Raw genomic sequence first — 21,573 nt, 5'->3', positions numbered from 1 at the left:
CAAGTTAGTCGAGCACGAATTATTTTGATAAGGATATAGGTATGAACTTTAAAACTAAATTAGCGGCAGGTGCAGCCTTATTAGCACTTACCTCTTTCGCAAACGCAGCTACTGTTAAATCACACATGCAATCTGGCGGTGGCTTTTTACTAGAAGATGATTCTGGTGAGTACTTAATTGACGTTAACCAAAATGGCATCTTAGATGTTGGTGACCGTTTACGTGGTATCATCGAATTCCCATTCATCACTTATGATGGTACACAACACGCTTTAGACGGCGTTCAAAACCAACACATTGGTGCGGTTTTCGAAACTGAAATTACAAGCAAAACTTTTGCTGGTATCCCTGGCTTATTCAACTTCACTTTTGGTCCATCTGCAGCATTTGAAGCAGATTACGGTGTTGGTGCAATGGCTGCATTTTACGTTGATGATGTAGACAACGTAAACATCAAGGGCGCTGATTGTGCTACTAAATTACAAGTATTAGCTGGTGGTGTTTGTGAGCAAACTATCACTGATGGTACTTTAGCGATGACAGCTGGTTTCACTGGCGTTGATGCTGACGAAGGTTGGGTTGCATTTGGTGCTCCAGAAAATGCAGCGGCTGGTGCATCTGTATTAGAGTCAAGTGCTTTAGGTAACTTTAACTACAACCTAAATGTTTTAGACAACTTCTTAGGTTTCGAGTTTAACCAAATCATGGCAAACCCATTTGCTGCAGCTGGTGCTGGCGTTGCTGATGGCCTAGTTGACTTATCTGGTTCAGGTACATTACTTGGTACAATCGATACAGAAGGTAACAGCGTGACTGGTTACGACTTCACTGATGATGCTGATATCGGTGGTAACCACGTACCAGAGCCTGCTTCAATCGCATTATTCGGTTTAGCTGCTTTAGGTTTAGCTGGCGTACGTCGCAGAAAAAGCTAATCACAAGATAAATTAATATCTTTAGAAAGGGTCAGCATGTGCTGACCCTTTTTGTTTTAGCTAGAGGAAGTATCTGCTGTAAATGAGGGCTGTTTGACTGCCTACACAAATCTACGTATATCTAAGTACAACGACCTTCCAAAATTCACTCCCTGTTAAACAAAAGCAAAGTTAAGAAAGCAATCGCTCTCTCTGCTCTTAATTGTATTCCCATTGATTAAACTTTTTGCTAATTGTCCTAATTACAAAGCAATAGATAATTGACTTGGTTAATGAGTAATGCGAGGAGTATTTTAGGATGAAATTACTTAGGGCAACTTAAAGAGTCTCTTTACGTACTGTTATCTTTAAGCAGTGTTAATGAACAGCTGACAAGATCACTCTTTAGTGAAAAGCGCTGGGTAAATTTCTACAAGATCTACTAGAGAGATGGGAAATACTAATTCTAAGAGTGCTTTGAAGCTCATTAATAAGCCAACACATGTTAGCAACAAAAAAGGCAAAACACGGTTTGTGTTTTGCCTTTAAGGTGAGTTTATTTTTATTTATTTGTCGCTATCTTCAACTTGATTATCTATATCAGTAAACAAGGTGTCAGACTTTTCTAGAAAACGATCTACGTTACTCGATGGTGTCATTAAAAATGTAGGCGTTAACAAGGTTGAATCGAATGCTGGTTTAGCGGTAAATTCTGGTTGTTTGCTCATTTGAATCAGGTAGCTACCTCCAAAAAGTAAAACAACAAAACTAGCCGCTAAGGTGTTACGACGTTTACTTGTCATGTGGAAACCAACATATAAATTAAGCCAAAACATCATAAATGCCAGCGCAATTGGAATTACTGTCACTAACATCGCTATGTTGTTATCACTTGCGGTATTAAAATTGACGAGAGTTTCGACAAAATCACTGCCCCAAGTAATATTGTAAAATAGGAAACAAACACCTATTTGTGCCCATACCCTAGCGTCATGTTTGGTTAGGTGAGAAACCAGAGCCACGCCCAAGGGCCATAAAGCAAACATTAAGGTAATACTAAATGTTGGAACGAGTAACTGAGTAAAATTAACTTCTTTGCCATTGTTTAGGAAGAATATCCATCCTGTTAATAGCGCAAAAATCAGCACGTTAGTTATCAGCGTGAAAGGATTTTTTACACTATTAATTAAACTTTCAAAAGGGCTTAACTCAATCGTATCTGCGACAGGGTGGTTGGGGAAAAGCAAGCGAATCTGGCTTTGACCCATTCGAATGACATCACCCGAGTTAACAATGTGCTTATCAGCTGTTTGCTTGCCTTCATCTAAAAACGTGCCGTTTACAGACTGGTGGTCGGTAATTTGCCATGATTCCCCGTTAAAGCTTATGGTTAAATGCTCACCACAAATATGGGGGTCTGACAAGATCATGTCATTTTCAAAACTACGACCTATGTTGATTTCACGTTGGTTATATTTGTGGCGACTGAGAACTTTTCTACCGCGGCTTATTTCTTCTATTATTAATTCCATCTGTTCGATTCCATAAACTGCTTGGTAAAGGCTTGAGCACTTTCTTTTGTAACACCTGCTAGGGTGAAGTGGCTAAGTAAGGCTTGTTCATGATGATCGAGTGAAACACCAATATAAAGCGCATCATAAAGGCCGGGAAAGTCTTTATAGCCTCGAATGCATAAGATTGCTTTGCCGTTCATTTTATCCTGCTCTGACATAACAATGTCGTCTTGGCAGTTATATTCGGTAACGTCATCTTTGCCTGCTTTGTTTCCTGGCATTGCACGGCTAATTTGACGCTGAATCAAACGATAAAATTTGATATCGCCAAGCTCTTTAGCCTGCATATAACGAAATTCCATTTCAACGCTACCGGTGTAAAACTTACTCGAAATATAAACGTCTTCTTGTAATGAACAGTTGGCAACAGCGACTAGCATTAATGCGTCTTGCTTATCAGCGTTCGAATCACCCCAGCAGCGAATAAATGGAACATCAACGATAGGCACCATAACGTTGCCCAGTTGCTTCAACTGCCATTCACTAGATAATAAAGTTGATACCAGCTTTTGTTGATGTTGTGATAGCTGTTCGCTCATTTGTTGGTTAATAGTTTGATTTCCATTACCGTGATAGTTAGCAATGAGTTTTTGGAGTTTATCGTGAGGGATCAAGAATCCTATCTGATTACCTGAAGTTGCTACGTTAATGCCAACTACTTTAGTGTCTTTACTAACAACAGGGCCACCGCTCATGCCTGAGTTTACTGAGCCAGTGAAGTGAATTCGGTCGTTAAAAGATTCTTTTTTTAAACCGTTATAAGTACCAGGAACCACTATCATACCTAGGTCGTGTGGATTGCCTAACGAAAACAGTTCCTCACCTTTTTCCGGTACTCTGTCTGAAATTTCAAAGTAAGGCATAGCGCTATCTACAGAGCGCTTTACCAAAGCAAGGTCATTAACGACATCGATACTTTCTAGGCTTAGATCACCTTTCTTACCGTTATCATCAAGGTAGATAATGCGGTATTTTTCAGGGTGACGAGCAAAACTCGAAATAACGTGATAATTAGTGGCGATCAAACCATCAGCCGAAACTTGAAATGCTGAGCCTATTGAAGACTTTTCACCACTGGCTTGGTCAATAATTTGAATTTGATACAAAGACGGAGCAAGCTGTTTAAAAATAGCTTCCGCTTGTTCTGTTGCACTTAAGGTAAAGCTTACCGCTACCAATAAAGTACAAATAAATGCTTTCATGTGACTTCCTTCGAGAGAACTACTACACAGAATAAAATCGTCATTAATACATTGTGACACTAAATAGCGCTTTTTGTCTGTGGCTTGGCCGAATGTATTGTAACAAAGCTTAACCTATCTTTTTTTCAAAGTCAGTCAATTACATAGACCTAATCTACTTTAAATTTGAATACTTGTTTTAATTGGTAAGGTTGAAGTGGTCAATTGAAGTTTACAAATGCACTAATATAGCCTGTTGGTCTTTCTTACTCATTTTACTCACGACTAAATTAAATGAATTATCTATCAATCGTTTTATTTCGTTTGTTGGTACAGAGCCATCAAAATAGATACTTATCCAGTGACGCTTATCCATATGATAGCCCGGTTTTATCGCGGAAAATATATCACGTAACATTTCTGACTCAGCGGGATCGCATTTTAGATTTAACATCATTAGGTCATTTCGCTCGCCGATAAGAGCAAACATTTTTTTATTAACCTTAAAAACGGGTACATCTTCAGTGAATGGAAAATCTAAGGTACTCATTGGTTTACTAAGAAGATATTCTTTAAGTTCTTGGAATGTCATCGCTTTTTGAATTTAAGTTTCGGTTGTCATATCGAGTATAGCTATCTGACTGATTACTTCAATGTATCGAGAAGCAAGCTTAAGGATTGAAATGTTAAGAGGTTGACCAGTAACTATATGATTTAGCTTGGTAATTTCGTCTAATTTGCTAAAATTAACAGACTCTCTCCTAATTGTTTATGCTTCATCTTTACTAAGGTAATTACAATGTACCCGGTTATTAGACTTATTAAAAATCTTTGGCTTGCTAGTAAAAAACCGAAAGTTAGCTATCTAGATACCAGCTCCATCACCTTTAGGTGCCGGCCGTGGGATTTAGATATGTTTAACGAGATGAACAACGGGCGGGTCTTAACTCTTTATGATATTGGTCGTTTCGACTTATCTGTTCGTTGCAATTTACACAGTGCTTTAAAACGAAATCGTTGGGCGATTGTTGTTGCTGGTAGCTCAGTGAGATACCGCAAAAGAATTCACCTTTTCGATAAAATTACCATGTATAGTCGTTGTGTTGGCTTCGACAAGCGCTGGATCTATATAGAACAGTCAATGTGGGTTAATGGCGAACCTTGCTCATCTCTTTTGTTAAGAGGGGGAGTAACCTCTAAAAGTGGCCTGGTGCCTCCTGAAAAAGTGATTGAACAAATGGGAGAAAGTGTCACGCCAATTGAACTACCTAAGTGGGTAAATGAGTGGATTGATTCAGAGCAACATCGTCCTTGGCCACCATTAGACAAAAAAAACTGATACTATTAACACACTTATTCTAGCGCGTTAAAAAAGAAGTAATTCATGGCTGAAATATTTTCAATCGACTGGCTATTAGCTTATGTCTTGTTAGGTGCAATTGTGGGTTTCGTTGCAGGTTTACTTGGTGTTGGCGGTGGCGGCATTATGGTGCCGGCGTTAACTGCAATGTTTATTGCCCAGGGCGTAGCAATAGATCAAGTTGTTCATTTAGCGCTTGGCACTTCTATGGCTTGTATTGTGTTTACTTCGATTGCTAGCCTGCGCGCACATCAGAAAAAAGAGGCGATTATTTGGCGAGTGGCAAGTCGTATGTCAATTGGTGTTGTTGTCGGCACTTTTGCTGCAACCTTTGTTGCTGCACAATTAAATTCTAGTTATCTCGCCATATTCTTTGCTGTGTTTATGAGTTTTGTAGCGTATCGTGCCTTTTTTAAAGGAGGTAACGAACAAGAGCAGTCGTTGCCTAGTACTCAGCACATGGTCCTTTCAGGCTCGGGTATAGGTGCAATTTCTGCACTGGTGTCTATTGGTGGTGGATCATTAACTGTGCCTTATTTATCAGCAAAAGGCGTTAATATTAAGAAAGCAATAGGTACTTCTTCTGCTGTTGGTTTACCGATCGCAATTGCTGGCACTTTAGGGTATTTATTAAACGGCTGGCAAGTTGAATATGCCCAGCCGTATGTTTATGGATTTGTTTATTTACCTGCGGTGATATGTATAGCCATTGTTAGCTTTTTTACCGCACCTATAGGAGCAAAAGTAGCGCATGCATTACCTGTGGCTACTTTAAAGAAAATTTTTGCTTTATTGCTGGCATTACTGAGCGTAAAAATGCTTTATAGCGTTATCTAAATAGCGAGACATTTCTAAGATGATTAACACTGTTCTCATACGGGCAGTGTTAAACGTAGTTTCTTTGTGATTCACATCAAACTCCTGCATGTTACTCATAGAAAATTCACTAAACCTCACTAAACTGTATAGGTACTTTCAGCGTAAAAACTAAGAATGAATATGTGCATTAGCACAATTCGTTACTGTTTAATTAAGCGGAGATTGAAAATGATTAATGCATATGCAGCGTTAGAGCCTGGTGGCGAACTGATCCCATACCAATATGACCCAGGTGCCCTTGCTCACGATTCAGTAGAGATAAAGGTTAAATATTGTGGTATCTGTCATTCTGATTTATCGATGATTAACAACGAGTGGGGCTTTTCACAGTACCCACTAGTCGCAGGGCATGAAATAGTCGGGGAAATTAGTGCAGTAGGTGAAGGCGTTAATCATCTCTCTACAGGGCAAATTGTTGGCTTAGGTTGGCATTCAGGTTACTGCTCAACTTGTCATAGTTGTAAATCTGGTGACCAAAACTTATGTGTTCAAGCTGTGCCAACTGTTCTAACTCATGGTGGCTTTGCGGAATCCGTTAGAGCTAGTGCTGAAAGTGTTGTGCCAATTCCAGAAGGTATGGACCTTGCCTCAGTAGGGCCTATGTTTTGTGGTGGTATAACCGTTTTCAATCCTATGGTGCAATTTGACGTAAAGCCTACCGATAAAGTCGCGGTAATTGGCATTGGTGGTTTAGGCCATATCGCTTTGCAGTTACTGAATGCTTGGGGCTGTGAAGTGACAGCGTTTACTTCTTCTGAAGCAAAAATTAAAGAAGCCAAAGACCTTGGTGCGCACCATACATTAAACTCTCGAGATCCTGGAGCACTTGAGCAAGCAGCTGGCGAGTTTGATTATATTATTTCGACGGTGAACGTTGATTTAGACTGGGATACCTATTTAGCAACATTAAAACCTAAAGGGCGGTTGCACTTTGTTGGCGCGACATTAGAGCCGTTAAATGTTGGGGCGTTTAGTTTGATCATGGGGCAAAAATCAATTTCAGGGTCTCCTGTCGGAAGCCCAGATACTATCGCTCAAATGTTAGCATTTGCCAATCAACACGATATTTCACCTCAAGTGGAAGAGTTTGCTATGAGCAATATTAACGAAGCTTTGGCTCATTTAAAAAGTGGTAAAGCGCGTTATCGCATTGTATTGAAAGCTGATTAAGCTCTTTTTAATCCTAATGGTAAGTCATCAAATTTCACCGGTCGTATAGTCGTAGAGCGGTCGGTGAAATTGCTGGTTATATTCAAATAGAATTCAGGGTTACTTACTTCTTATTATAATAGTTGGAGCTGCAATCACTCTATTCGCAGAGCTGTATTTGCTTGTTGTCGAATCATAGCTGGCGTTGTTTTAAATTGCTTTTTAAATGCAGTAATAAAATTAGCACTATGCTGGTAACCTGCGTTGAAGGCGATTTCTCCAATAGAGAGTTGATTGTTGATGAGTTGCTCTTTTGCTAGTTCAAGTTTTTTAATGCGCCGATATTCGATGGCGGTTACTTTATATGACGATTTAACTTTTCTTTGCAGTGTACTAACACTCATGCCCATTTTTTCCGCTACTTCTTTCAAGCTTATATCTTGGTATAAAAGCTTATCCAATAGTCGGGTAAATTCACTCGCAGAGCTGTTTAGCGGTTGCTCGGAGTGCTCACTTTCTATTTTTGATACTTGAGAGAGCAGTTGTTCGACAGACAACGAAATTATTTCAGTGGCTATTTGCTCCTTTTGGATTTGTTGCTGAATATTTTCCACTTTAACTAAGTGAAGCAGCGATTGACTAGCTGCTAATATGGCGTGTTGCGGCTCTAAATAGAGAACCTTTCCCGGGTTGCTAAATAGAGTATGAATTTTTTGAGTATCCAACGAAGAAATACACCTTTGCTCTAGCCACTCTTTGGTTACTTGGACATTAACCTTTAAAACATGTTGGTCTTGTTTAAATTGGCGTGAAAAGCGTATGTCGTGTGTGGAAAAGTGACAAAAACATTTTGCGGGTACATCAGGAGAAATTGAGTAATGGTTGTCATTGAGGCTAAAATTTAACTGCCCTTTAAATAAAATGACCACACTAAATGCGTCAGTTAGCCAAATGCTTTTCGCGGTGCTGAATTTTTCTTTTGCATTGGTCACGTGTACCTGAAGGCCAGCAGACATATCGTCAAAGCAAATATCGCCATTTACTAGTTCACCAGCTTTATGACGTGAAAGGGCGAGTTGTTCAGGAATATTCTTATAACACCCTTTGATATTTTCTCTTTTCAACTTTCATAGTCCTTAATCTCACCACAATGAAGATCTAGCAAAACAGATTGACGATTTAGCAAAGCGCTTTATCAAAAAGCGAATTTATCACATTGTTACAATAATGAGAACAATTCTCATTAACAAAATAAAACACTGTATAAATAACAAAGGAAACACTATGAAAAAGCCAAGTTTTCGACCTAGCCTACTCGCTGTGGCGATAGCGTCTTTAACTTCGTTTAGCTTATTTGCCGAAGAGTCTGTAAAAGAGGAAGAGGTTGAACGAATTTCTGTTTGGAGTACTGCAGTAAAAACATCCTCTTTGTACTTGCAAGGTGAAGAAATTGCCAACAAGCAAGCTGATCACTTATCTGACTTATTAAGAGTTATACCCGGCGTAGATGTTGGCGGCGCACATTCACTTAACCAACGTATTACAATCCGTAGCATGGACGATAAAGATCTCAATATTTCAATTGATGGCGCTACACAAAACACCTATATGTACCACCATATGGGGAACTTACAGATTCACGCGGATATTTTAAAGTCTGTTGAGTTGGAAGTAGGGACTAACTCCGTCGTCTATGGTGGCTTAGGTGGCTCTGTTAGGTTTGAAACAAAACAAGCAAGAGATCTGCTTTCAACAGACGAAAATTTTGGCGGTCGAGTTCAATATACTTACGGTGATAACTCTGGAAGTAATTATTCATTAACTGGCTATGGTTTGTTATCTGACAATGTTGATTTTCTGGTTTATTACAATGACGTCACACGTGATAACTATAAAGTTGGCGGTGAAGAAATAAAAGACGGTGATGGCAACCTTGTTCCAGACACTGATGGTTATGTTAAGGGACTCGAAGGTGATTTAGATGATACCTTGATCAAGCTTGGTTGGGATATTACTGAAACTCAACGTTTATCTTTTGGCTATGAAACCTACAATGACGAAGGCAATTACAGTTTCCGTCCTGATATGGGCTTAGCAACTGATCTGGCAATTACTAATTCATTGAATGTCCCACTGCTATGGCCAACAAAATTTACTCGTGACACCTACACGCTTAATTATGATTTAACTATCGACATGACTGCAGTGAAAGCGTCGGCTTTCCACAATACCAGCGAGCTATGGCGAGATGAAATGGGGTGGGCTGAAAATCCTAATTACGCAGCATGGGCGAGTGTCGTAACAGGTGAGGCGCAAAACCAAGGTGCAAATGTCATTGCACAAACAGGGTTAGATGTTAATGAGCAAAGTCATGAGTTTACCTATGGCTTTGACTATGTGAAATTTGACACTAGTTATTTAGCAGAAGCACAAGCTGGCACATTATCATCAGAAGAGGATGCATCGTCATTAGCATTCTATGTTCAAGATAGATGGGAATTTGGCAATGGTTTCGCTGTTATCCCAGGCGTTAGATACGAGCAATATGATATTAATAGCAATGTTGTTAACGACGATTACAGCGACACTGTTTTCGCACTTGCTGGTGAATATCAAGTGACAGAGAACTTCTTAGTAAAAGTTAGTACGACAGGGTTGTTTAAAGGACCTGAACTGGCTGAGGTATTTGTTGGCGCGGGTAGTGATGACAAAGCTAACCCATCAATCAAAGCGGAAACGGGTACAAATGATGAAGTTGCTTTTGCTTATCAAGATGAAGTGCTTGGCGTCGAGTCTCTTTCATTCGGTGCTACCTTCTTTAAAACAACCATAGAAAACTTTATCTATGATTATGCTCCCCATGCAGAGTATCGTTACTGGAAAGATAATATTGGCGACTTAAAAGTCGATGGTTTAGAGGCGTATGTGGGCGTTAAACAAGGAGCTTTTAATGCTCAAATGACCTATGCATCTGCAGATTCTGAAGTAGATGCTTTTGCAGAGTACGCATCGTTAGACGGCAATCGTTTGGATAGGCAGCAAGGTGACGGGGTTAGTGCGACGGTAGGTTATTATCTGGAGCAAGTTAATCTAGATCTAAACTGGGAAGTTCAACAAGTATCAAGTGTTGATGCTGCCGATGCTCTTGATAGTGCGTCATTAGATAATTCCAAAGACGGCTTCACAGTTCACAATATATCTGCTCGCTGGGAGCCTTCACAAATAGATGGATTGACCATTATCTTTGGCGTCGATAATTTGTTTGACGAATACTATGCCTCGCAATCATCTAGAACAGGAACATCAGTTCACCCAAGATTTGGCCCACTTTATTTGTTGGACTATGAACCAGGCCGCAACATAAAAGCGACTGTTGCGTATCAGTTCTAATCGCCTATTTGTAAATGAAAACAAATAAAGCGTTTAAACGCTGGTTGAAAACGACACAGGCTAAACGGTTGTTTAGTTTGTGTCGTTGGTTACATATATACATATCAACAGCCTTATTCAGTTTGTTGGTATTTTTTTGTTTTACTGGGATCACGCTAAATCACCCAGATTGGGGTAAAAGCAATAAAGAACAAGTACTAGAGTTAAGACTGCCTGACCCTTTGGCATTGCTCTCACAACGAGAAGCAGAGGAAATGCCTATTAAAAAAATCCAATCTTTTGTCGAATCACAAACCGGTTTATCTAACCCTAAGTCAATTGATTATCTTCCAGACGCAGGCGAGCTTACCTTGGATTATCCTTTACCCGCAGGCTATGCCTTTGTCACAGTTATTTTAGAAGAGCAATTTGTTGAAGTGGCCTATAAAAAAGGTAGCTTTATCGGTTTGCTAAACGATTTACACAAAGGTCGTCATTCTGGAAAGTCATGGCAGTGGCTTATCGATATCTCAGCGGGTTTCATGTTGCTGTTTAGCATTACAGGTTTGGTTATTTTACTGCAAAACGCTAAACACAGGAGGCTTGCTTCGTGGTTGGTCATCATGGGGACATTTACTCCAGTCTTTCTTTATTTTATTGCGGTTCCACGCATCACTATTTAATGATTAAACAAGAGGAATTTATGAGAATAACTATCCTGCTATTTTTATTGTTTGGCGCAATATTAGATGTTAACGCCAATACCGAAAAAGTCGATCTGACTATTGAACTGCAGCTCCCTGATATTGCCGCAGATCCATATCATAAACCTTATGTAGCTGCGTGGTTGGAAACACCTGAACGCAAAGGCATTCACACCTTTCTATTCTGGGCAGAGCAAGAAGAGTGGTTTAAAGACCTACGTCAGTGGTGGCGTAAAATTGGTCGAAAGAAAAAACCAAACTACGATGCCGTAACAGGAGCAACGAGAAAGCCTGGCGTTTACTCAATTCATTGGAGCGGTAATTTGATTAACGGCTCCCAAATCACACCAGGAGAGTACGTACTTCATTTTGAGTCTGTGCGCGAACAAGGTAGCCGCGAATACTTAAGACAAAAAATAACCATTGGTGATAAACCGCAAACCTTTACTTTAGATGGCCAAACCGAATTAGGCCGAATTACCATTACTATCAAATAGGATAGCTCACTATGTATAAGAATAAACTGGGCGTAGCCCTCAGCTTAGCGACTTTGTTAACCGCAAGTGCTAATGCGCACGAGCGCTTTATGGTGCCATCTCATACTTTGTTGTCTGGAGATAAAGCACAGTATGTTACCGTAACTTCAAGTATATCTAACGATATTTTTCATCCAGATAGACCATTTGGCGATAATGGTAAAGGCGTTACATATCCATCCTTAAAGACATTGTTTAGTATCTTAGAAGAAACCGTTACTTTGCCGGACGGTACAGTGAAACCAGTAGATTCATGGCAAGCTTTTCAGCGCTTATCTGTTGCCGATGTCGCGATTAAGCAATCGGGCACTTATCGAATTAGTTTGGCTCAACCAGAAACTAAAATGACAACTTTTAAAAAAGCAGATGGTACCCCGTCGCGAATTTTCGGTGATAACCCAAATATTCCCGATGGGGCGACAAACGTTGTGCGCCGGACGACACAATCGCGTGTTGAAACTTTTGTCACTTTTAATGAACCGAATACGAAAGCGATAAAGGTTAATGGAGCAGGTATAGAAATAGGCGGAGAAACACATCCAAATGATCTGTTCGCGGGAGAAGAAGCACACTTTACGCTCTACTTCAAAGGTAAGCCTGTGGGAGCTGGCGCTAAGGTTAAAATCGTTAGGGCTGGTACTCGTCACAGAAACGACAGAGCAGAATTAAAGCTAACCACTAATGACCAGGGAAATTTCAGCTTTACGCCAGAGCAAGGCGGGTTTTACTTTCTAGCGGCAAGTTATGATCAAAAGGTGAAGCAGCCTGCTGATATCGATGTGAAGCACTCAAGCCTTTATTTGACTCTTGAAGTATTTCCACAATAGCCCTTTAGCATAAGATAAAAAAACACCAGCCTAGGCTGGTGTTTTTGATCCAGAGAGAGATTTTAAAATGCTACTAGAACATGTATTGGAAAGTGGCAGAAATGCTTCTTCCAGGGTCTGTGTAGTAAGATAAATCTGTTGTTTCACTATGACCGCGGCCATTAATGTAGCGCACGTACTCTTTATCTAACAAGTTAGTCGCGGAGAAGTTAACGCGCATATCGTCATTAAAGTTGTAGGTAGCGAGTAAATCTAAAGTGCCGTAGCCTGCAATTTCCGGGCTACCTTCATTTACTTTTGTCATGCGGTCTGCCCAATTAAGTACTAATTGTGTCGATAAGTTTTCTGTATCGAAACGCAGACCTGTAGTACCTGAAAGAGGTGAAATGCTGGTGATATAGTCGCCAGTCGTATCGTCAGTACCATCTTGGTAAGCTGCATTAGCAAAGAACGCAAGTTCATCACTTAAAGAAAACTCAATTGAGAATTCAGCACCTTTAATGGTAACAGCGTCGATGTTGTTATATTGATTAACTTCAACTTCTGTCATTTCACCCAAATATGGGTTAAAAAACTGCTCTGTACCAATTTTTTCTATTGCTAAAAAGTCATCATATTGACTGTAAAAAATAGCGGCTGAAAAGAAGAAGTCGTCAACGTGACCACGTAAACCAATTTCATATGTGTCGCTAGATTCCGGTGACAAATCGTCACTCGCTACGATTTTATAACCATAGATAGAGTTATCGTGGTTTGAGTAAGCTAAATCGTATGATGGAACTTTAAAGCCTTGGCCATATTGAGCAAATAGGGCAACACTTTCGTTTAGCTTATACAAGGCGCCAATGTTTAATGACAGATTGTTTTCGTCAAACTTTTTGTATTCAACGCCATCATCGTTAGTCGCGCCGTTTGGATCCATTTTGTAGGTATCAAAACGCGCGCCAGGTGTTACAACTAACTGTCCATCTAACAAGGAAATTTCATCATTGATAAAAATACCACCTCGTGTGACATCGGTTGTTGGGAACTTATCCACTTCTTGAGGGTAACCTGGCTTAGGAGTACCTTCAACTTCATAAAGTTTAAATTCATGACGTTTGGCTTCAGATTTTTCTAAGTCGACACCGTACCCTAAGGTATGAGTCTCGTTAAGCGTGATACTTGCATGTGAAATTAAGCCAATGTTTTTTTGTTCGAAAACAGAATCTTTGTACAAATCTCTGATTTCGACAATTGGATAACCTGTTAAGTTGGAATTAATGTCCATTTGACCGTATTCAGAATCGTCTTGTTTCGCACTATTACTATACAAAGCTATGTTTACCATGTCGTAAAATGCCGTGTTAGATTCTGAGTAGTAACGTAATTGAAACGCTTGGTTTTCTTGTTTACTCGTGCTGTTTTCAGTGACGACGTTGTAGCCTGGGTACTTACGCAAATCTTTTAACAGGGAATGGGCGATATCTCCCTTAACATCTTGATTCCAAAGATCGGCGGTGAAGCTGATAAAATCTGTATTAGATAAATTGTACTTACCTTTATACATTAAACTGTCTGAATCGATATCTAACGATGGTTTAGTTTCGTCAAAGTTTTGTGCTTCGCTACCTGTGCGATAAGAACCATGGAGTAAGTGTTCAAAATCACCAGTTAAAAATCCAAAGGAACCAGAGATACTCGATTGTTCGCCTTGTTCACTGTAACCAACCTTTACTTGACCACCAAAACTCTCACCGTCAGCAACGTAATCTGATGCATCTTTTGTGGTAAAGACAATGATGCCCCCTAAGGCATCAGAGCCGTATAAAGATGATGCGGCACCTTTAGCAACTTCAACTTGCTTTAAGGTATCTGTTTCGATAAAGCCACGGCCGACAATGTCGTTTAAGCCATTCGCGCCGTAACCTTCGTTCATACGCATACCATCTTTAATCATTAGAACCCGATTGCCGCCCATACCACGAACGATAAAGTTTTGCGCATCACCTGTCGTACCGCTAACTTGAACACTTGGGTCATATTTAAACAAGTCTCTCATTTCAGTGACAACTTGCTTTTCCATATCTTCGGCTGTGACAACTGAAATACTACCCGCTACATCCTTTAGCGCTTTTTCTGTTTTACTGCCACTAACAACGATAACTTCTAAGTCATTTTGGCTATCGTTCGCTTCAAGAGTCTCAGCAATTGCACTTGCAGAAAGAAGAGCACTCGAAACTGCTGTGGCAACGAGCGTATTTTTGAGGGTAAACATTCTTATTTTTCCTGTGTTTCTTATTTGGAACAGAATAAAAAAAATACCGTCACCGCATGTTTGCTTTATTACTACACACCCGTGGGGGAACGGGCGGAGCAAACAACAAACTACCTCTGCGGTTTGGGTATTTGGGCTTTTCTAATCAATCGGCGTCTATAATACAGAGTTAAAAACAAAAGTAAACACAAATGAGAATAATTTGTATTTGTCTTGTTTTGGGGTTTACGTTAGAATGCCTCCGCTTAAGAAAAAGAGGTATAAAGCAAGTGAATATTCAGTTTATCGAAATGACCATGGCAGATGCAGCAGAGCTACTTATGGCGCCTGTTTTGGTTATTATTTGTCTGTTGGCCCTATACGCGATTTTTGCGTTAGGCCGCTTTGTTTCACAATGGATTGTTAGAAAACAAAATAAATTAACCTATGTGAGACAAGTTAACAGTAACGAAAATACTGTCAAATCACTCGCAGGCTACCCAGTTCATAATTATTTTGTTTGTAACCCTCAAGCATCGGAAGATGAATTAGAGGTTTTTGCACTCAAACAATTAGAAAATTTGCGAATTGTTACGCGTATAGCGCCAATGTTAGGTCTAATTGCCACCATGATCCCTATGGGGCCTGCACTTCAAGCACTAGCAGACGGTAACATTCAAGGTATCAGTGAAAATCTAATTATTGCGTTTGCCGCGGTAATTTGGGGTCTTGTTATTTCATCTATTACGTTTTGGCCGGCTTCTGTTAGAAAGCGTTGGTGTGCCGATGAGCTTATCAATATCCGTAAATTGAAAGGGGAATAGCATGCGCTTTTTAGACGAAGATGAAGAGCTAAACCCGATAGTAAGTGCGGTAAACCTAGTTGATGTTTTTCTCGTTATTATCGCAGCGCTGATGATTGCGCTAGCACAAAACCCACTTAATGTATTCACCAGTGACAATGTCACTGTCGTGAAGAATGCGGGTAAGCCAAATATGGAAGTGATTGTTAAAGAGGGAAAAGAAATAAAACAATACAAATCAACGGGAGAAATTGGCTCAGGTGAAGGTATGCGTGCAGGTGTGGCTTACAAAATGGCAGATGGTAGCTTTGTCTATGTGCCGGAAGGCGAAGCAGCCCCAACGCAGGAGAATAAAAAATAATGCGTATTGTTTCTTATCTAGTCGCTGTGTGCCTTTTAGCGACAAGTTTTATATCAGTTGCTCAAGAAAAACCGCAAGTACTATTGATGATGTCTTCTCATGCATCAAAGCCTAAGGGCGAATTGCTAAAAGAGTTAGCGAAAGACCAACCGTTTGAATTGGTAGACTTTTCAACTAAAGGTAAGTCTGAAGAGGAAATCAAAGCTGCCTGGAACAGTGCTGCGTTAGTTATGCTCGATGGTATTAACCCTGCGCTATCAAAATACATGTTTGGTAAATATGCGAGCTACTTAACGGAATTTCCAAACACGCCAGTTATCTCATTAGGTGACCTCTCTAATGAGAAAATGAATCAAGGTTTATCGGATACTCAACAGTCGGCGATTGGTGGCTATTACAAAAATGCAGGCCGTGGTAACTATCGTAATATGATGTTGTTTATTTCTAGTGATTTTCTAAAGATCGCTAAACATACTGTAGATGTGCCTATTATTGTACCAAATGTCGGCTTGTATCACCGCGATTTTGCTGGCCAAGTAACAGGGGATGAGAATGCCTTTTTTGCTTTTTTAGCACCTGAAAGAACTCAGCCTGTTGTTGCTATTGGTATTCACCGTAGTGTCGTTGATTACGAACAACAGCAAATTGTTGATGCTTTAATAGAAGGATTAGAAGAAAAAGGAGCAAAAGCGTTTGGCTTCTTTTTTGAAGGTAATGACGAGGCATTAAATTACACCGATTTACTGGTGGATGAAAACAACAAGGCACGTGTTAATTTATTGATTAACTATCGTTCACTACATTATGTGGAAAAGCGCAGAGCCGAATTTGAGAAAGTAGGCGTGCCCGTATTACACGCATTAAACTATACCGAAGGTGATCAAGAACAATTCGAAGCAGACAATGCAGGTGTATCACCTTCACTAACGCCATTCTTTTTAGTGATGCCAGAAGATACAGGTAGCGCAGATCCAACGATAATCGCAGCTAATGAAAAGGGTGCGAAAAAAGTTATCGATTATCAATTAAATGCCTTAGTTGAGCGTGCGTATAATCACGCAAACCTTGCTCACATTGAAAACAAAGACAAAAAGGTTGCCACCTTTATTTGGAATTACCCTCCGGGCGAGAAAAATATTGGCGCTGCATTCTTAGATGTACCGTCTTCTATTAGTCAAATTGCCAGAGCGATGAAAGAAAAAGGTTACAGTATTGATGTAAAAGAGCCAGAGTACTTAATTGAATCAGCTGGCAAATTACTTCGCCCGTACTATCGCGGTGAGGATGCCGAAGTTTTAATTGATCAAGATCTAGCGGAATATATGCCATTAGAGACATATCTTAATTGGTTTAATCAACTTCCTGAATCGGTTACTCAGCCTATTGTTGAACGTTGGGGTAAGCCTGAAGAAAGTGGCATGTTACGTACTACGCAGTTAAACGGCAAAGAGACTAAAGCCTTTGTTATTCCACGTATGAATTTAGGCAATATGATCGTGTTGCCACAAGGTGTTCGCGGAGAAGATGCAAAAGAACACTCTTCTTTATACCACAGCACGAAAACACCAATTAATCATAGTTACTTGGCTATTTATTTATTTGCACGGGAAACCTTTGGTACAGATGCTTACATCCATTTAGGGACTCACGGCTCGCAAGAGTGGCTAACGGGTAAAGAACGTGGTTTGTCAGTTTATGATGCGCCGAGTTTAGCCATAGGTAACAAGCCTGTATTCTACCCATATATTATTGATAATGTTGGTGAGGCGATGCAGGCGAAACGTCGCGGCAGAGCAACCATGATCAGCCACTTAACGCCAGGTTTTGCTAAAGCAGGTTTGTACACTGAAATCGCTGAGTTAAATGAGAAAATTGCTAATTATTTGATGCTGAGTGAAGGTCAAACGAAAGAAAATACACAGCAAGAAATTAGCAAAATGGCAGAAGAGCTTAATATGCTCAAAGACTTGTCGTTGTCGAAAGAAGAGTTACTCAATAACTTTGACGATAAGATTGCTAAAATTCAAGATCATTTAAATAGCTTAGCGCAAATGAGTCAACCGTTGGGAATACATACGTTTGGTCAATTGCCAAAAGATGAACACCTTTATACAACTATGTTGCAAATGTTGGGCGACGATTTTACCGCACGTGCAGCTATCGTTGAACAAGAGAAAGGACTGGCTATTGCTGAGTCTGAACAGCTAGATGAACGCAATGTCAGAAAACTAAATACCTTGGAAGGCTTTCAATTGCTTGAAAAAGCGATTTCTTCGCCTGAATTTGTTGAAGGTTTAGATGATCAACTTAAGCAAGATATTACCTTAGCCAACCAATATTGGACTAACTTTCAAGATATTGCCGAAATTCAAAACCTATTACTCGCATTAGAGGGCAATTATATCCCTGTAAGTTACGGTGGCGACCCTATTCGTAACCCAGGTGCAGCGCCTACAGGTAGAAACCTTATCGGTTTTAACCCTGCTAAAGTGCCTTCAAAAGAAGCCTATGATGCTGGCGTAAAACTAATGAATCAAACTATTGATGCTTATCTCGAAAAGCATGGTAAATACCCTGAAAAGTTAGCATTTTCTTTATGGTCATTAGAAACCATGCGTCACCAAGGCGCTTTAGAAGCACAAATTCTTCATGCGCTAGGTTTAAAGCCAAGGTGGAATCGTCAAGGCAATGTTGTCGACACTGAAGTAATCCCTTATAGCGAATTAAAGCGCCCTAGAATTGATGTCGTGATTTCAGCAACGGGTTTATATCGTGATGCTTTTCCTAATGTGATGCTATGGCTAGCAAAATCTATAGATAAAGTGGCGAAAATGAAGGAAGAAAATAACTTTGTTTATCGACATGCCTCCGTGCTTAAACAAGAGTTACTAGATAAAGGAAAGTCTGAAGAAGATGCCGATTATTTATCGTCTATTCGTATTTTCTCTAATGAGACGGGTAACTATGGTACTGGCTTGGCGGCAAGTTCATTAGCGTCTGATACTTGGGAAACTGACGACAAACTCGCAAATCTATATTTAGATCGTATGGGTTACGCTTTTGGTAAAGATGAAAAGCGTTGGAGCGAAAATGTTGGAGATACCTTCGGCGAAGGAGAGGGCTTATACAATAAAGTGTTGTCTGGCACCGATGGTGTAATTTTCTCTCGTTCTACTAATTTATACGCCATGATGACTAACGACGACCCATTTCAATATTTTGGTGGTATTGGCTTAGCTGTTCGTCATTTAGATGGTAAAACGCCTGAAATGTACGTGTCTAATTTACGCAAGAAAGATCAGGTAAAAACGCAAACCTTAGATGAGTTTGTTAACCAAGAAATGCGCAGTCGCTATTTTCATCCTCGCTGGATCAAAGCAATGCAAGACTCTGGATACGCTGGCGCAACGGCAATCTTAGATCGCATGAATAATATGTGGGGTTGGGAGGTCATGACACCAGAAGCTATTCGCGATGATCAATGGCAAGAGTTCTTTGAAGTCTATGTAGAAGACAAATACCAAATGGATATGCGAGAGTTCTTTGAGCAAGCTAACCCGGAAAGTTTGGCGCAAATTCTGGAACGTATGCTAGAAGCGGTTCGCAAAGGATATTGGCAAGCAGACGAGGCAACCATCAAAAAAATGGTAGAGACTTATACTGACATTGCTGCCCAACACGATGTCGCTACAGATAATGAAAAATTCACTGAATATGTAGATGCAACAGCTGCGGGCTTTGGTTTAACGCCTTTAACGCAAGCACTCGCTGAAGCACTTGCTCAGCCCGTCACTTCGGCAGCGACACAAACGCAGCAGGTTTCTGGTCAAAAACTGGAAGAGCAAGTAAAAGCTGAGCCCCTTGAAAAAGATTATCAGCTAGTTTACTGGGCGTTGTTTATTTTTGCGTTAGGTTTTGCCAGCAATTACGTCGGAAGACCAAAAGACGTAGCTAAATTAACGACTAAAAGTGAATTAAAACAAGCAGCGTAATTACTGGATAGTATATCGAAATAAAAAAGAGCCACTAAAGGCTCTTTTTTTTGTTTTAAAGTCGAGATAATCAGCGCACTCTAGCAATGTTTAGCTATAATTGATGAGAAGAAGTATTGATGATTGAGGCGCTAGTAGGTAGTCAGGTGACCGATTCAGATAAAAATTTTACATCCTTAGCAGAACAAGTGGCTATGTTATCTGGCGTATTGGATAACGTTGGTGCCTTTATCTATGCCAAAGACTTAGACGGTCGTTATACCTATGCTAACCAAGCCGTGTTAGATCTTTTTGCCAAACCTTATGAAGAAGTTGTAGGAAAAGACGATAGTCATTTTTTCGATCTCGAGCTTTCTCAAAAGCTCAAGGAAAATGATCAAAAGGTGATGACACAAGCGATAACCGTAGAAAATGAAGAATCTAACTGCGTGAGATCGACAGGGGAAATGCGCGTTTACCGAGTCGTTAAGAAGCCTTTGTTCAACAAACTAGGGGATGTCATAGGCATGTGTGGTGTCTCCTATGACATTACAGATCAAAAGAAACTTGAACAAGAACTCGATGAGCAAAAAACGCTACTTAATATAGTACTTGATAACGTTGATGCGCATATCTACATGAAAGATAAAGAGCGCACCTTTCAATATGTGAACAAAAATGTCGCTGAATTATTTGGTCTTCCTGCTGAAGAAATCATTGGTAAAGCTGAAACTGAAATCTTGCCAGCCGATATTGCTGAGCATTTTTATCAATCAGACAAAAAAGTTTTCGCAACAGGCGAGCGACAATCAATAGAAGAAAGCGTCATTGACGATGAGGGTATTTCTCATCGCTATCTCAGCATTAAAATTCCTTATCGAAAAGGCGACGACATTGTTTCGTTAATAGGTTTTTCTACCGAAGTTACAGAGCTCTACCAATTAAAAGAACAGTTTAGAAAGCAAGCGAATACTGACTCGTTAACTGGACTTTATAACCGCCGTTACTTTGTAGAACATGCCGAACGAGAATTTAAGCGAGCGCAGCGTAACGGAAAACCGCTATCTGTTGTTTCAATAGATATCGACCATTTCAAAATGATCAATGATCTTCACGGTCACCCAGTAGGTGACGAGGTGTTAAAAGCACTGAGTAAAAATTTACTGCCAAATTTACGCAGCGAAGATGTATTAGCGCGCATTGGTGGCGAGGAGTTTGCCATCATTCTTCCTGATACTAATCTCGATATGGCGGCTAGAATTGCTGAGCGCATTAGAAAGCAGCAAGCCGAGGTTAAACTTACTGGACACTGGCAGGGCGAAATTGCTGTGCAAGTTAGCGTAGGTGTCGCCATTATGCAGCCAACCGATAAGTCTTTCGATAAGTTGTTTTCTCGTGCCGATAAAGCTTTGTATTCGGCGAAGAACAAAGGGCGAAATCAAGTCTATTGTTACCACTAAAGAAGTTTTATAAGTAACGTTTACAACACCTCAGAATTGTTTCTCTTGCACCGCTTTTTTCTAAGTGTTATGTTATAACGTAACTGGTTGAAAAGTAATGAAATATGTCGTTTTTGTTAAGCTATTATGATGCGCGTCATAAAGCTGACTTTTTTCGTTTATATTTTCTTAACTAATTGGTCATTCAACTTAAATTCATCCGTCATTTTTCCTCTTTAAAATTTCGCCATCTTTAACGGTGTGACTTGT

17 protein-coding genes are annotated in these 21,573 nt (G+C 40.0%); 12 read left to right on the top strand and 5 right to left on the bottom strand.

Annotated elements, in window-relative coordinates:
• The first annotated feature begins 41 nt into the window (after positions 1-41).
• Complete coding sequence (locus ACOB80_RS18430; RefSeq protein ID WP_473167339.1) at positions 42-935, top strand: PEP-CTERM sorting domain-containing protein; 894 nt, start codon at positions 42-44, stop codon at positions 933-935.
• A 545-nt stretch (positions 936-1,480) separates the two neighbouring features.
• On the opposite strand, the gene ACOB80_RS18425 is transcribed toward ACOB80_RS18430, so the two are convergent.
• The 3 genes from ACOB80_RS18425 to ACOB80_RS18415 all read right to left on the bottom strand — a co-directional run bounded on the left by ACOB80_RS18425 (position 1,481) and on the right by ACOB80_RS18415 (position 4,219).
• On the bottom strand, positions 1,481-2,446 hold the full coding sequence (locus ACOB80_RS18425; RefSeq protein ID WP_473167338.1) for an FHA domain-containing protein: 966 nt from the start codon (positions 2,444-2,446) through the stop codon (positions 1,481-1,483).
• Positions 2,437-3,690 (bottom strand): S1 family peptidase, encoded by a 1,254-nt coding sequence (locus ACOB80_RS18420; protein ID WP_473167337.1) that lies wholly within the window; start codon positions 3,688-3,690, stop codon positions 2,437-2,439. The genes ACOB80_RS18425 and ACOB80_RS18420 overlap by 10 nt, the downstream gene beginning before the upstream one ends.
• Positions 3,691-3,901: 211 nt before the next feature.
• Positions 3,902-4,219, bottom strand: a complete 318-nt coding sequence (locus tag ACOB80_RS18415; RefSeq protein ID WP_473167336.1) for an MmcQ/YjbR family DNA-binding protein — start codon at positions 4,217-4,219, stop codon at positions 3,902-3,904.
• A 249-nt stretch (positions 4,220-4,468) separates the two neighbouring features.
• Here ACOB80_RS18415 and ACOB80_RS18410 point away from each other — a divergent pair, with 249 nt between their 5' ends.
• From ACOB80_RS18410 to ahr, 3 genes are all read left to right on the top strand, one after another.
• Entirely contained in the window at positions 4,469-5,008 is a 540-nt protein-coding gene (locus ACOB80_RS18410; RefSeq protein ID WP_473167335.1) for an acyl-CoA thioesterase, read from the top strand.
• Between the two features lie 45 nt (positions 5,009-5,053).
• Positions 5,054-5,866, top strand: a complete 813-nt coding sequence (locus ACOB80_RS18405; protein ID WP_473167334.1) for a sulfite exporter TauE/SafE family protein — start codon at positions 5,054-5,056, stop codon at positions 5,864-5,866.
• A gap of 210 nt (positions 5,867-6,076) precedes the next feature.
• Positions 6,077-7,078 (top strand): NADPH-dependent aldehyde reductase Ahr, encoded by a 1,002-nt coding sequence (ahr, locus tag ACOB80_RS18400; RefSeq protein ID WP_473167333.1) that lies wholly within the window; start codon positions 6,077-6,079, stop codon positions 7,076-7,078.
• A gap of 134 nt (positions 7,079-7,212) precedes the next feature.
• Here ahr and ACOB80_RS18395 read toward each other — a convergent pair whose 3' ends face one another.
• Complete coding sequence (locus tag ACOB80_RS18395; protein ID WP_473167332.1) at positions 7,213-8,181, bottom strand: helix-turn-helix domain-containing protein; 969 nt, start codon at positions 8,179-8,181, stop codon at positions 7,213-7,215.
• A 160-nt stretch (positions 8,182-8,341) separates the two neighbouring features.
• Here ACOB80_RS18395 and ACOB80_RS18390 point away from each other — a divergent pair, with 160 nt between their 5' ends.
• Genes ACOB80_RS18390 through ACOB80_RS18375 form a run of 4 tightly spaced genes read left to right on the top strand, consistent with a single transcriptional unit; the run spans position 8,342 to position 12,493 of the window.
• The gene (locus tag ACOB80_RS18390; RefSeq protein WP_473167331.1) at positions 8,342-10,447 is read left to right on the top strand and encodes a TonB-dependent receptor domain-containing protein; all 2,106 of its coding nucleotides are present in this window, start codon (positions 8,342-8,344) and stop codon (positions 10,445-10,447) included.
• Positions 10,448-10,461: 14 nt separating this feature from the next.
• Entirely contained in the window at positions 10,462-11,109 is a 648-nt protein-coding gene (locus ACOB80_RS18385; protein ID WP_473167330.1) for a PepSY-associated TM helix domain-containing protein, read from the top strand.
• Positions 11,110-11,129: 20 nt separating this feature from the next.
• Complete coding sequence (locus ACOB80_RS18380) at positions 11,130-11,627, top strand: DUF2271 domain-containing protein (protein ID WP_473167329.1); 498 nt, start codon at positions 11,130-11,132, stop codon at positions 11,625-11,627.
• Between the two features lie 11 nt (positions 11,628-11,638).
• Positions 11,639-12,493 (top strand): DUF4198 domain-containing protein, encoded by an 855-nt coding sequence (locus ACOB80_RS18375; RefSeq protein ID WP_473167328.1) that lies wholly within the window; start codon positions 11,639-11,641, stop codon positions 12,491-12,493.
• Between the two features lie 73 nt (positions 12,494-12,566).
• Here the strand turns inward: ACOB80_RS18375 and ACOB80_RS18370 are convergent, their stop codons facing one another.
• Complete coding sequence (locus ACOB80_RS18370; protein WP_473167327.1) at positions 12,567-14,750, bottom strand: TonB-dependent hemoglobin/transferrin/lactoferrin family receptor; 2,184 nt, start codon at positions 14,748-14,750, stop codon at positions 12,567-12,569.
• 269 nt (positions 14,751-15,019) lie between these two features.
• On the opposite strand from ACOB80_RS18370, the gene ACOB80_RS18365 reads away from it, so the two are divergent.
• From ACOB80_RS18365 to ACOB80_RS18350, 4 genes are all read left to right on the top strand, one after another.
• The gene (locus ACOB80_RS18365) at positions 15,020-15,553 is read left to right on the top strand and encodes a MotA/TolQ/ExbB proton channel family protein (protein WP_473167326.1); all 534 of its coding nucleotides are present in this window, start codon (positions 15,020-15,022) and stop codon (positions 15,551-15,553) included.
• A 1-nt stretch (position 15,554) separates the two neighbouring features.
• A complete protein-coding gene (locus ACOB80_RS18360; protein ID WP_473167325.1) occupies positions 15,555-15,893 on the top strand; it encodes a DUF2149 domain-containing protein in 339 nt (112 codons plus the stop codon).
• Positions 15,893-19,885, top strand: a complete 3,993-nt coding sequence (cobN, locus tag ACOB80_RS18355) for a cobaltochelatase subunit CobN (RefSeq protein WP_473167324.1) — start codon at positions 15,893-15,895, stop codon at positions 19,883-19,885. Before ACOB80_RS18360 ends, cobN begins: the two co-directional genes overlap by 1 nt.
• A 119-nt stretch (positions 19,886-20,004) precedes the next feature.
• Positions 20,005-21,324, top strand: a complete 1,320-nt coding sequence (locus ACOB80_RS18350) for a sensor domain-containing diguanylate cyclase (RefSeq protein ID WP_473167323.1) — start codon at positions 20,005-20,007, stop codon at positions 21,322-21,324.
• Positions 21,325-21,573 lie beyond the last annotated feature (249 nt).

The sequence above is a fragment of the Thalassotalea coralli genome, from assembly GCF_055786205.1.
Note: the sequence above shows the minus strand (reverse complement) of the source record. Positions and strands in the feature narration are given on the sequence as shown.

Coding starts and splice junctions, on each gene's coding strand:
- ahr (WP_473167333.1), top strand. CDS start 6,077: ATGATTAATGCATATGCAGCGTTAGAGCCTGGTGGCGAACTGATCCCA.
- ACOB80_RS18380 (WP_473167329.1), top strand. CDS start 11,130: ATGAGAATAACTATCCTGCTATTTTTATTGTTTGGCGCAATATTAGAT.
- ACOB80_RS18425 (WP_473167338.1), bottom strand. CDS start 2,446: ATGGAATTAATAATAGAAGAAATAAGCCGCGGTAGAAAAGTTCTCAGT.
- ACOB80_RS18415 (WP_473167336.1), bottom strand. CDS start 4,219: ATGAGTACCTTAGATTTTCCATTCACTGAAGATGTACCCGTTTTTAAG.
- ACOB80_RS18410 (WP_473167335.1), top strand. CDS start 4,469: ATGTACCCGGTTATTAGACTTATTAAAAATCTTTGGCTTGCTAGTAAA.
- ACOB80_RS18405 (WP_473167334.1), top strand. CDS start 5,054: ATGGCTGAAATATTTTCAATCGACTGGCTATTAGCTTATGTCTTGTTA.
- ACOB80_RS18385 (WP_473167330.1), top strand. CDS start 10,462: ATGAAAACAAATAAAGCGTTTAAACGCTGGTTGAAAACGACACAGGCT.
- ACOB80_RS18370 (WP_473167327.1), bottom strand. CDS start 14,750: ATGTTTACCCTCAAAAATACGCTCGTTGCCACAGCAGTTTCGAGTGCT.
- ACOB80_RS18430 (WP_473167339.1), top strand. CDS start 42: ATGAACTTTAAAACTAAATTAGCGGCAGGTGCAGCCTTATTAGCACTT.
- cobN (WP_473167324.1), top strand. CDS start 15,893: ATGCGTATTGTTTCTTATCTAGTCGCTGTGTGCCTTTTAGCGACAAGT.
- ACOB80_RS18420 (WP_473167337.1), bottom strand. CDS start 3,690: ATGAAAGCATTTATTTGTACTTTATTGGTAGCGGTAAGCTTTACCTTA.
- ACOB80_RS18375 (WP_473167328.1), top strand. CDS start 11,639: ATGTATAAGAATAAACTGGGCGTAGCCCTCAGCTTAGCGACTTTGTTA.
- ACOB80_RS18360 (WP_473167325.1), top strand. CDS start 15,555: ATGCGCTTTTTAGACGAAGATGAAGAGCTAAACCCGATAGTAAGTGCG.
- ACOB80_RS18350 (WP_473167323.1), top strand. CDS start 20,005: ATGATTGAGGCGCTAGTAGGTAGTCAGGTGACCGATTCAGATAAAAAT.
- ACOB80_RS18390 (WP_473167331.1), top strand. CDS start 8,342: ATGAAAAAGCCAAGTTTTCGACCTAGCCTACTCGCTGTGGCGATAGCG.